General features: G+C 60.5%; 12 protein-coding genes and 1 pseudogene. All 13 read left to right on the top strand.

Features of this window, described 5'->3' with window-relative positions:
- Positions 1–19: 19 nt before the first annotated feature.
- The 13 genes and pseudogenes from HY067_01920 (at position 20) to cysT (ending at position 11693) form a co-directional block, all read left to right on the top strand.
- A complete protein-coding gene (locus HY067_01920) occupies positions 20–793 on the top strand; it encodes a sulfite exporter TauE/SafE family protein (protein ID MBI3526704.1) in 774 nt (257 codons plus the stop codon).
- A gap of 42 nt (positions 794–835) precedes the next feature.
- Positions 836–2569 carry a nitrite/sulfite reductase gene (locus HY067_01915; GenBank protein ID MBI3526703.1) on the top strand — a complete coding sequence of 578 codons (1734 nt, stop codon included), beginning with the start codon at positions 836–838 and terminating at the stop codon, positions 2567–2569.
- Entirely contained in the window at positions 2562–3086 is a 525-nt protein-coding gene (locus HY067_01910) for a DUF934 domain-containing protein (GenBank protein MBI3526702.1), read from the top strand. Before HY067_01915 ends, HY067_01910 begins: the two co-directional genes overlap by 8 nt.
- Before the next feature lie 14 nt (positions 3087–3100).
- Positions 3101–3838, top strand: coding sequence for a phosphoadenylyl-sulfate reductase (locus HY067_01905; GenBank protein MBI3526701.1), 738 nt, complete (start codon positions 3101–3103; stop codon positions 3836–3838).
- Complete coding sequence (gene cysD, locus HY067_01900) at positions 3784–4758, top strand: sulfate adenylyltransferase subunit CysD (protein ID MBI3526700.1); 975 nt, start codon at positions 3784–3786, stop codon at positions 4756–4758. Before HY067_01905 ends, cysD begins: the two co-directional genes overlap by 55 nt.
- A 1-nt stretch (position 4759) precedes the next feature.
- The gene (locus HY067_01895; protein MBI3526699.1) at positions 4760–6031 is read left to right on the top strand and encodes a GTP-binding protein; all 1272 of its coding nucleotides are present in this window, start codon (positions 4760–4762) and stop codon (positions 6029–6031) included.
- Between the two features lie 30 nt (positions 6032–6061).
- Positions 6062–6388: a ferredoxin family protein gene (locus HY067_01890; GenBank protein MBI3526698.1), complete on the top strand. Its 327-nt coding sequence runs from the start codon at positions 6062–6064 to the stop codon at positions 6386–6388.
- A complete protein-coding gene (gene cobA, locus HY067_01885) occupies positions 6388–7158 on the top strand; it encodes a uroporphyrinogen-III C-methyltransferase (GenBank protein MBI3526697.1) in 771 nt (256 codons plus the stop codon). The genes HY067_01890 and cobA overlap by 1 nt, the downstream gene beginning before the upstream one ends.
- A gap of 307 nt (positions 7159–7465) precedes the next feature.
- Positions 7466–7687, top strand: a complete 222-nt coding sequence (locus tag HY067_01880; GenBank protein ID MBI3526696.1) for a YezD family protein — start codon at positions 7466–7468, stop codon at positions 7685–7687.
- A 503-nt stretch (positions 7688–8190) separates the two neighbouring features.
- Positions 8191–9195, top strand: a complete 1005-nt coding sequence (locus HY067_01875) for a porin (protein MBI3526695.1) — start codon at positions 8191–8193, stop codon at positions 9193–9195.
- Between the two features lie 41 nt (positions 9196–9236).
- Positions 9237–10241: a sulfate ABC transporter substrate-binding protein gene (locus HY067_01870; protein ID MBI3526694.1), complete on the top strand. Its 1005-nt coding sequence runs from the start codon at positions 9237–9239 to the stop codon at positions 10239–10241.
- Positions 10242–10246: 5 nt separating this feature from the next.
- Positions 10247–10863: pseudogene (locus tag HY067_01865) on the top strand (EAL domain-containing protein).
- Between the two features lie 2 nt (positions 10864–10865).
- Positions 10866–11693, top strand: a complete 828-nt coding sequence (gene cysT, locus HY067_01860; protein MBI3526693.1) for a sulfate ABC transporter permease subunit CysT — start codon at positions 10866–10868, stop codon at positions 11691–11693.
- Positions 11694–11696: the final 3 nt, after the last annotated feature.

Here is an 11696-nt window from a genome sequence, read left to right as displayed (position 1 = left end):
CGGCCCGCAGGGTGAAAAAATGGAACTGGGTTACGCCCTGTCAGGGTTGCTGGTCGGATTTATCGTAGGGCTCACCGGCGTCGGCGGCGGTTCGCTGATGACGCCGATGCTGGTTATGATATTCGGTGTCTCCCCCGCAACTGCCGTAGGGACAGATCTGCTGTACGCTTCCTTCACCAAAGCCACCGGAGTCTGGGTGCACGCCCGTCGTGGCAACGTCGAATGGAAACTGGTCGGTTGCCTTGCGGCCGGCAGCATACCGGCCGCTCTGGCCGCCTTGGTCGCGCTTCATACACTTGGCGTCGACAGTCACAGGGTCGGCGGCCTCATCACCGGTTCGCTGGGGGTCGCCCTGATCCTGACTGCGCTGGCAATCCTGTTCAAGGAGCGGCTGCAAGGCCTGGGCAGGCACGGCGCAGGTAAAGAGTGGCGCGAGCGCCACATTGTGCCGGCCACCATCGCGACCGGCGCAGTGATCGGCGCGCTTGTCGCATTGAGCTCGGTTGGTGCGGGTGCGGTCGGGGTGGCAGCGTTGTTCTGGCTGTTTCCGCTGTTGCCCGCGTCGCGCATCGTGGGCAGCGATATCGCGCACGCAGTTCCGCTGACAGCAGTCGCCGGCCTGGGACATTTCTACATGGGCACGGTGGATTGGCATCTGCTCGGCAACCTGCTGATCGGGTCGCTTCCGGGCATCTACCTCGGCAGCCAGTTGAGCGGTCGCATCGCCGATCGCTGGCTGCGTCCGGCGCTGGCATCCATGCTGGTGCTGGTCGGCGGCAAGCTGGTCTGGTAACCGGGCCGTTCCCCGCATGCAAATTTCGCAAAAGGCATAGTCATGTACGTATACGATCAAGTCGATCGCAATCTCGTCAACGAGCGCGTAGCGCAGTATCGAGACCAGGTGCGGCGTTTCCTCGCCGGCGACCTGAGCGAAGACGAGTTCCGGCCGTTGCGCCTGCAGAACGGGTTGTACATGCAGCGGTATGCGCACATGCTGCGGGTGGCGATCCCCTACGGCCTGCTGTCTGCAACTCAGTTGCGCATGCTGGCTTCGATAGCGCGGCGTTATGACCGCGGCTATGGACATTTCACGACGCGGCAGAACATCCAGTACAACTGGCCCCGCCTGGAGGATTCGCCCGACATACTCGCCGATCTCGCATCGGTAGAGATGCATGCGATCCAGACCAGCGGCAACTGCGTGCGCAACATTACGTCCGACGAATTTGCGGGCGTCGCGCCGGACGAAGTTCTCGATCCGCGGCCGCTGGCGGAAATCCTGAGGCAGTGGTCCACGTTCCATCCGGAGTTCGCGTTCCTGCCGCGCAAATTCAAGATCGCGGTGAACGGTGCCGAGGAAGACCGCGCTGCAACCGCGTTCCACGACATCGGCTTGTATTTGCGCCGCGGGCCGGACGGCGAAGTCGGAATGCGCGTATTGGTCGGGGGCGGCATGGGCCGCACGCCGGTAATCGGTCCGGTGATCCGCGACTTCCTGCCGTGGCAACACATGAACACGTACGTCGAGGCAATCCTGCGCGTCTACAACCGCTATGGCCGTCGCGACAATCTCTACAAGGCGCGCATCAAGATCCTGGTCAAGGCGCTGGGAGCGGAAGAATTCGCGTGCCAGGTGGAAGAAGAGTGGGTTCTTACCAGGGACGGGCCGGATACGCTGACGGACCAGGAGTTGGCCCGCGTATCGGCTTACTTTGCCCCGCCTGACTATGCGGCCCGGCCGGCGGACGACGCCGAATTCAATCGGCACGCGAGTGAGAACGCCGGTTTTGCCCGCTGGGTGGGACGCGCGATCAACGCGCATCGCATCCCGGGCTATCGTGCGGTTGTGTTGTCGTTGAAGAAGACCGGCGTGCCGCCGGGAGATGCCACGGCGGAACAGATGGATCTGGTCGCCGACTGGTCCGAGCGTTTCGGTTTCGGCGAAGTGCGCGTGTCCCACGAACAGAACCTCATCCTGCCCGACGTGCGCGCGAACGACTTGTTTACCCTGTGGGAAGAAGCCCGCCACGCCGGGCTCGCCACGCCGAACCTCGGACTTCTGACGGACATCATCGCCTGCCCGGGCGGAGATTTCTGCTCGCTTGCGAATGCCAAATCCATTCCGATCGCGGAGGCCATCCAGCGCCGCTTCGATGATCTGGATTTTCTGCACGACATCGGCGAACTGAACATCAACATTTCCGGCTGCATGAATTCCTGCGGTCATCACCATGCCGGACATATCGGTATTCTCGGCGTCGACAAGGACGGCGAGGAGTGGTACCAGGTTTCGGTCGGCGGTGCCGACGGTTCGCAGGCTGGGCGCGGCCGCAGCGCCATCGGCAAGGTCATCGGGCCGTCGTTCAAGGCGGATGACATGCCCGATGTCATCTCGCGGCTGGTCGATATCTACCTGGAGCAGCGCGAAGCGGACGAACGGTTCATCGATACGGTCGCGCGTCTGGGCGTTGCGCCTTTCAAGTCGGGCGTCTACGGCTCGCCGTTGCGCGCGAGCACCGAGAATCGGGAAGGAGCGGAGAATCGCGAAGGAGCAGCAGCCGATGTCTGAGATCATTCTGCGCGGCGCGGTGGTGGCCGACGACTGGCAGGTCCTGCGTCCGGCCGCTGACGGGCCGGCAATCATGCCCTCAGGCCGCGTTATCGTTCCGCTCGCCGTGTGGCTCGATCAGCAGGCGGGATTGGCCGCGCGCGGCGATGTCGGCGTCTGGCTGACCGGCACCGACGATCCCGCCAGGCTCGCGCCTTCTTTGCCGTCGCTATCGCTGATTGCGATTGATTTTCCGAAGTTCACCGACGGACGCGGCTACTCGATCGCCTACCTGCTGCGTTCGCGCTTCGGCTATCGCGGCGAATTGCGCGCGATAGGCGATGTGCTGCCGGACCAGCTTTTCTACATGAAGCGGGTCGGATTCGATGCGTTTGCCGTGCGCGCGGACAAGGATATCCGGCAGGCCCTGCAAAGCCTGCGGCCGTTCACCGACGCCTACCAGGGCTCGTGGGACAACCCGGTTCCCGCGTTTCGCCGTCACGAACGCGCCTGGCCGCCCGCTCAGAACAAATCATGAAGGCAGACGCGGCCATGCACGTCCAGCCCATGATTTCTTCGCCGAATTCCGGATACCCCCATGGGGTCCTCGTGTCGCGGTTGAAGGAAATCGCCAGCGAGTTTCACGATGTCGCGTTCGCCAGCAGCCTTGGCGCGGAAGACATGGTGGTAGCGGACGCCATCTTCACAACCGGTCTGCCGATTACCATCTTCACGCTCGATACCGGCCGCCTGCCAGGCGAGACACTGGACCTGCTGGAGCGCATGCGCAGCCGCTATTCCCGCGAGGTCGAAGTATTCCGGCCTGACACAGAAAAGGTAGAGCGCTACGTCTCCACGCACGGTGCGAATGCTTTCTATGAAAGCGTCGAGTTACGCAAGAGTTGCTGTCACATCCGCAAGGTGGAACCGCTGGCGCGGGCCCTCGCAGGTCGAGATGCGTGGGTTACCGGACTGCGTCGCGCCCAGTCGGTCACCCGCACAGACCTCCCGCTGCGCGAGTTCGATGCCACCCATGGCCTCGTGAAATTCAATCCGCTGGCGGATTGGAGCGAGGAGGAAGTATGGGCCTATGTCCGCGACCGTGAGGTGCCTTATAACGCACTGCACGACCGCGGCTATCCTTCCATCGGCTGCGATCCATGCACGCGTGCGATACGCCCCGGCGAGGACATTCGGGCCGGGCGCTGGTGGTGGGAATCGAGGGACAGCAAGGAATGCGGAATTCACGTCTCGCCGTTAGTCAAGCCGACCGAGGGAAAAACACCGTGAGTGCCGTGCTGCAGATCGACTCGACGCGCATCAACCATCTCGACTGGCTCGAATCGGAGGCCATTCACATCCTGCGCGAAGTGGCGGCGGAATGCAGCAATCCGGCGCTGCTGTTCTCCGGTGGCAAGGATTCGATCGTAATGCTGCGGCTGGCCGAAAAGGCATTCCGTCCCGGGAGGTTTCCGTTCCCGTTGCTGCACATCGACACGGGGCACAACTTCCCCGAGGTCATCGCTTTTCGCGACGCGCGTGCCGCCGAACTCGGCGAGCGCCTGGTCATCGGCCACATGGAAGATTCGATTCGAGCCGGCAGGGTGAGGTTGCGTTCGGAAGACGAAAGCCGCAACGTGCATCAGTCGGTGACCTTGCTAGACACCATTGCCGAGCATGGATTCGATGCCTGCATCGGCGGGGCACGGCGTGACGAAGAAAAATCGCGGGCGAAGGAGCGTATCTTTTCTTTCCGGGATGAATTCGGCCAATGGGATCCGAAGAACCAGCGCCCGGAGTTGTGGAGTCTCTACAACACGCGGGTGCACAAGGGTGAAAACATCCGCGTGTTTCCGATCAGCAACTGGACCGAACTCGACGTCTGGCAGTACATCGACCGCGAAAAGCTGGCGGTTCCCTCGATCTACTACGCGCATCGGCGCGAAGTGGTGCGCAGGCCCGGCGGATTGTTGCCGGTGTCGGAGCTCGTGCGGCCGAAGGCGGGCGAAACCGTGGAAACGATTTCAGTGCGGTTTCGTACCGTTGGCGACATGACCTGTACCTGCCCGGTGGAATCCACCGCGGCAACCGCGGAGGAAATCATCGTCGAAACGGCGACGACCCGCATTACCGAACGTGGCGCGACGCGGATGGACGATCAGACGTCGGAAGCGTCGATGGAACTGCGCAAGAAGGAAGGATATTTTTAACGTGTCAGCGATCGAAACCCTGTCTCCCGTGGATACCGGCATGCTGCGCTTCACCAGCGCAGGCAGCGTCGACGACGGCAAAAGCACGCTGATCGGGCGGCTGCTGTACGACACCAAAGCGATATTCGAGGACCAGCTTTCCTCCATCGAGAAATCCAGCCGCCGTCGCGGTCAAACTGGAATCGATCTTTCGCTGCTGACCGACGGGCTGCTCGCGGAACGCGAGCAGGGCATCACCATCGATGTGGCCTACCGCTATTTCGCCACGCCGTCGCGCAAGTTCATCATCGCCGATACGCCCGGGCACGAGCAGTACACCCGCAACATGGTGACCGGGGCCTCGACCGCGGATCTGGCGATCGTGCTGGTGGATGCGCGCAAGGGATTGCTGACGCAGTCGCGCCGTCATGCCTATATCGCCAGCCTGCTGCGCATTCCGCACGTGGTGCTGGCGGTGAACAAGATGGACCTGGTGGATTATTCGCGGCAGGTATTCGACGACATCAGCAAAGCCTTCGATGGTTTTGTACGCGACCTCGATTTCTATCGGGTTGACGCGCTGCCGATGTCGGCGCTGCAGGGCGATATGGTCGTCGGGCGTGGCGACAGGTTGTTGTGGTACCGCGGACCGACGCTGCTGGAAATACTCGAGAGCGCCGAAGTGGCGCGTTCCGCCGTGCACGGGCAGCTCTTTTTCCCGGTGCAACTGGTGTCGAGACCGGGAGACAGTGGCGTGGAAGGCGCGCGCGGCTATGCCGGCCGGATCGAATCCGGAAGCATCGGTATCGGAGACGCTATTACCGTGCTGCCGTCCGGGCAGACTTCGCGAGTCCGTACGGTCCGCACCTTCGACGGGACTGTCGAGCGGGCACAGGCGCCGCAGTCGGTAACGGTCGTGCTCGAAGACCAGCTCGATATCTCGCGCGGCGAAGTATTGGCGGCAACCGGGACGTTACCGGTCGTGGCGCGCGAATTCGAGGCGACCCTGTGCTGGCTGGCGACCGAACCCTTCAATCGCAGCCGGCGCTACCTGATCAAGCAGGGTACCCGGGTGGTCAAGGCGTTGCTCGGGTCCCCGCAGTACCGGATGAACGTCAACACGCTGGTGCAGGAATCGGCCGACACGTTCGCGCTGAACGACATCGGCCGCATTTCGGTCAAGACCGCGCAGCCTGTCGCGTTCGAACCCTATCGCCGGAATCGGGCCGCCGGCAGTTTCATCGTCATCGACGAGACCAGCAACAATACCGTTGCCGCCGGACTCATCGAATAAATCGGACATTTCGCAGCACAGGAACGCAAGATGACCTACGTCGTGACAGAGTCGTGCATCAACTGCAAGCATACCGACTGCGTGGATGTGTGCCCGGTCGATTGCTTCGTCGAAGGAGCGAACTTTCTCGCAATCGACCCGGAGACCTGCATAGATTGCAGTTTGTGCGTTGCCGAGTGTCCAGTCGAAGCCATCTTTGCGGAAGACGACGTACCCGAAGACCAGCGGGACTTCATCCGTATCAATGCGGAAGCGGCAAAAGCCTGGTCGCCGATCACCGAGAAGAAACCTGAGCCTATCGATGCGGAACACTGGGCGCAGATCAAGGACAAACGCGCTTTGCTGGAGTTCGCCTAATGGGCAAGGTTTATCTTATCGGTGCGGGGCCCGGTGCTGCCGACCTGATCACCTTGCGAGGCGCCGAGTTATTGAAGCGTGCCGAAATCGTTTTTCATGACGCGCTGGTGCAAGCGGAGATGCTCGCATTGGCTCCTGGTGCCAAACAGGTGGCCGTGGGCAAGCGTTGCAGCCGCATCTCGACGGACCAGCGCTTCATCAATCGCAATCTGATCGAAGCCGCCGGCAAGTACGACATTGTGGTCAGGCTCAAAGGCGGCGATCCGATGCTGTTCGGCAGGGCGCAGGAAGAGATCGAGGCGCTTGAGTCGGCAGGCGTGCCTTACGAGATCGTACCCGGTATTACATCGGCGCTGGCCGCCAGCGCGGAACTGGGTGTTTCGCTGACCGAGCGCGGCGTCAGCCGCAGCGTTGTTTTCGTTACGCCAAGGATCGGCGAAGGTGAGGACGTCAGCGACTGGGCGTCGGCGGTAGCCCGGGCCGATACGGCGGTGCTGTACATGGCAGTCGGCCAGGCGGCGGAAATTGCGGGAATACTGGAAGCACAGGGCATGCCGATGTCGACCCCCGTTGTCCTAGTGGAGAATGCCTCGTTGCCAGGCTCCCGGCATATCGGGTCCACGTTGCGCGGACTCAAGAACGGTGCCGCGCGAGGATTGGCCGGTCCCGCGTTGCTGTTGTTCGGCAACGTTTTCAGGAAACGTGCGCATGCCCTGACCGGACAGGAACTGGTGGCTGACGATACACCGCTGCAGGCGACTTCACGCTGAAAAATATCGGCGTTGCTGTTGTCAGGAAGCCGGCGCAAAGCCGGCTTTTTTACGCCTCGTTAAATATTCCTAATAACGATAAGAACATGAGATTATATTATTTCCATTCATAACAGGAGCCCGGTAACTTCCCACTCGATTTCGCAGCTCCTCTGTTGTCAATTAACGAAGCGACTTTCAAGAAGCTCGACCTGTTCACGGTCGACGAGGTTTCCGGCGGCTGGAAGCAGGCCCAGGCGGTGCATTTCAGCGATGGCGGTCTGTTCGATCAGATCTATCAGGTCAAATAAACAAAGGCGAAACAGCGATGGCCGAGTTCGACGCAAAGCGGATTGAGGAAGGGCAGACCGATAAACGGCTGTCCCCGGAAATCGAGCGGGAGATCCTTCGGGCCATAGCGCGCATCGACTACGGCTCGATCGAAGTGGTCGTCCACGACGGCAAGGTCGTGCAAATAGAGTGTAGGGAAAAAATTCGCGTGGTCCGCGACGAACCGGGCCGCAAGAACGCGATACGTCAAATTCGCTAGCCGGGTAAACCGGCTCGGCAACACCCCGGGCAGGCCAACCAGAAGACTGGAGGCGGCAAAAAACAAAACGATGTCGGCGACCTGACCGGATGACCGGAGGGCTCCGTAATTTTTTAAAGGGAGTTCTTCGAATGAATCCGTTTCGGTTACAAACCCTGGCCGGCGCATTGGCCGCAAGCTTCATCCTGACTTCGCCTTTCGCGGCTGCGGAAGACGACGTTTCGCAAATCAAACAGCAACTCGACGAACTGGATCAGAAAATACGCGTGCTACAGAGACTGCAGGAACTGGACAAGGAGGCGGCTACAGCGAAGGCGAAAGAAACTTCCGGGATTTCCGCAGGAAAGGACGGTTTTTACATCAAGTCCGGGGATGGCGCATTTTCCCTGCGACTTGGGGGCGTCGTTCAGGCCGATACCCGCTGGTATACGGATCATAGTCTCCCGTCCGGCAACGCGCCCGACAACATTCTTGTCAGGAAAGCGAGACCGATTCTCGAAGCATTGATTGCCGAAAAATTCGTGCTGAGAATCATGCCGGATTTTGGAAATGGCCAGACGATCCAGGAGGAATATGTCGAGGCGAGACTCGACCCGGCCTTCAATATTCGCGCTGGAAAATTCAAATCACCGGTGGGCCTGGAACGCCTTCAGCTTGATAGCGAAAACGAATTCATCGAACGCGCATTGCCGACCAATCTTGCGCCCAATCGCGACGTTGGTTTGCAGTTTGCAGGCAGTGTATTTTCGAACACGGTGTCCTATCAACTGGGCATTTTCGACGGCGTCTATGATAACGGTCTCTCTGACGGCGACGACAACAACGGCAAGGACGGGGTGGGGCGAATATTCCTGGAACCCTTCAAAAACGGCGACAGCGCGCTGAAGAGCCTCGGCTTCGGAGTTTCCTACAGCACTGGTCATCATCATGGCAACCCGACGACGTCTGATCTTCCGCAGTTCAAGACGATGGGGCAGCAGAATTTCTTCAATTACGCGACTGGAGCCTATGCGGACGGAAGCCATGATCGCGTATCGCCCCAGTTCTACTACTACGTCGGACCCTTCGGTTTGCTTGGCGAATACATTAGTTCGCGCCAGGAAATTTCCCGAAGCACGAATCTCAAGCGAGACCTAGACAATCGCGCATGGCAGATAGCCGGGTATTGGGTCATTACCGGTGAGAATGCTTCCTATCGTGGCGTGCCCGTGCCCAACAGGCCTTTTTCTTCATCCGACGGCCGGTGGGGTGCGTTCGAACTCGTGACGCGCTACAGCGTGCAGACGAACGACGATGGCGCTTTCGCGGGGACCGCCGCAACCCGGCTGGCCAATCCTTCGCAGTCTGCCCGCGAGGCGCGAGAGGTCGGAGTGGGATTGAATTGGTACCTTAATCGGAATATCAAGGTGCAGATCAACTATGAAGAAACGCATTTTGATGGTGGAGCGGCGATAGGAGATCGGCCGCCGGAGAAAGCAATTCTCACCCGCTTTCAGGCCGCGATCTGAGGACCGCCCCGATGAAACGCTTTCCGTCATCATTGAAAAGCATGTTCTCGCGTAGTGTGGGATATGAACTGATTGTCGCTTTTCTGTTCACTTGGGGTGCATCAGCGCATGCCGATACAGAATTGCTCAACGTGTCCTACGACCCTACGCGCGAGCTCTACCAGGAGTTCAATGCCGCATTCGCCAGACAATGGGAGGCCGGGACCAAAGACAAGGTCACCATCAGGCAGTCTCACGGCGGGTCGGGCAAGCAGGCGCGGACGGTGATCGACGGTTTGACCGCTGATGTCGTCACGCTCGCGCTTGCCTACGACATCGACGAAATCGCCGCGAAGGCGAAACTGCTCCCTACCGACTGGCAGAAGCGGTTGCCGCACAACAGTTCGCCGTACACGTCGACGATCGTTTTCCTGGTGCGCAGGGGCAATCCCAAGCACATCAAGGATTGGGACGACATCGCCAAGCCCGGCATTTCGGTGATAACGCCGAACCCGAAAACCTCCGGGGGGGCGCGCTGGAACTATCTCGCGGCATGGGGTTATGCGCTGAAGAACTTCGGTAACGACGAAGCCAAGGCCAAGGAATTCGTCGCGAAGATCTACAAGAATGTTCCGGTGCTCGACTCCGGTGCCCGCGGATCGACGACCACGTTCGTCGAGCGTGGCATCGGCGACGTGTTGTTGGCCTGGGAGAACGAAGCTTTCCTGGCGGTGAAAGAGCTGGGCCCGGAAAAAGTCGATATCGTCGTGCCGTCCATCAGCATTCTGGCCGAACCGCCCGTGACCCTTGTCGACAAGGTCGCCGACAAGCACGGCACCCGCAAGGTGGCGCAGGCTTACCTCGAGTATCTGTACAGCGAGGAGGGGCAGAACATCGCCGGACGCAATTTCTATCGGCCGACGGATCCGAAGGTCGCGGCGAAATATGCGACCCAGTTCCCGAAGATCAATCTTTTCAGGATCGACGCGGTATTCGGCGGCTGGCAAAAAGCGCAGAAGACCCATTTCGCCGATGGCGGCGTGTTCGATCAGATCTATCAGAAGTAGCGACCATGGAGTTTCTTGCAGACAAGGACGCGTTGGCGCGCATACAAGCCGCCACCGATTATCCGTTGCAGCGCTCGGCGGATGGCTGGATTGTCGGTCATTTTTTCCATTGTCGCCAGAACCTGGTCGTGGCCGTGCAGGCGCGGCTGCTGGAAAGCGTGAAAGACGGCCATGGCCGTCTTTTGAAAAAGTGCTCGACCTGATCGGCGTGGAAACCGCTCGTGTCGTGATCGAAATCCCGGCCGAGGTGAACCGGGACTGGCGGTTCCTGAAGCATGTGATGGTCAATCATCGCTCGAGGGGTTATCGCATCGCCATCAATCACGGCGGGGAAAACGAGGGCTGGATGGCGGAACTCGGCAGCCTCTATCCCGATTTCGTCAGGCTGGGAGCGGGTCAGTTGAAGTCTTGTGGCGGAATGCCTGCGCTGGTAGACGCGATTCATCGATTCGGCGCTACGTTGCTGGTCAGAGACGTCGAAACCGAACAGGAAATGTCTGCAGGGGTACGCGCCGGGGCCGATCTGCTGCAGGGGCGTTTCCTGGGCGAGCCGACGCGTGAGATCGAGTCGATATCGCGCCGTGCGCAAGAGCAAGGCAGCCATCCGGGGTACGCGTGGTAAGGCTGTTCAAACAACACAGCGTTCTGCCGGGGTTCAACCTGGCGCTCGGGTTCACGCTGCTCTATCTGAGCCTGATCGTGCTGATCCCGTTGTCGGCGGCATTTATCAAGACAGCGGCCCTGTCCTGGCCTGAGTTCTGGGCCACGGTGACCACGCCGAGGGTTGTGGCGTCCTACCGGCTGACATTCGGCGCATCGCTCGCGGCGGCACTGCTGAATGCAGTCTTCGGGTTGCTGGTGGCCTGGGTGCTGGTGCGTTATCGCTTTCCCGGCAAGCAAATCATCGATGCGCTGGTCGATCTGCCATTCGCCCTGCCGACCGCGGTGGCCGGCATTGCACTGACCGCGCTGTATGCGGGCAACGGCTGGATCGGCCGATGGTTCGAGCCCTTCGGCGTCAAGGTCGCCTTCACCCCGCTCGGTGTCTTCGTCGCGCTGACCTTCATCGGCCTGCCATTCGTGGTGCGCACGGTGCAGCCGGTGCTGGAGGACGTGGAGTCGGAACTCGAAGAGGCGGCGGCGACGCTCGGCGCCACACGGCTGCAGACTTTTGCGCGCGTAATATTTCCCACGGTATTGCCCGCTTTGGTGACCGGCTTCGCACTGGCATTCGCGCGTGCGGTCGGCGAATACGGATCGGTGATTTTCATTGCCGGCAACATGCCGATGGTTTCGGAGATCACGCCACTGCTGATCATTACCAAGCTGGAGCAATACGACTATATCGGCGCCACCGCGCTGGCGGTGGTGATGCTGGCCATTTCCTTTGTCCTGCTGCTGATCATCAACTGGCTGCAATGGTGGAGCCGGCGACGCGGAGAAGCGCTATGAGAA

The sequence above is a fragment of the Betaproteobacteria bacterium genome (assembly GCA_016194905.1).
In the GTDB taxonomy this organism is placed as follows: Bacteria; Pseudomonadota; Gammaproteobacteria; order Burkholderiales; family JACQAP01; genus JACQAP01.
Note: the sequence above shows the minus strand (reverse complement) of the source record. Positions and strands in the feature narration are given on the sequence as shown.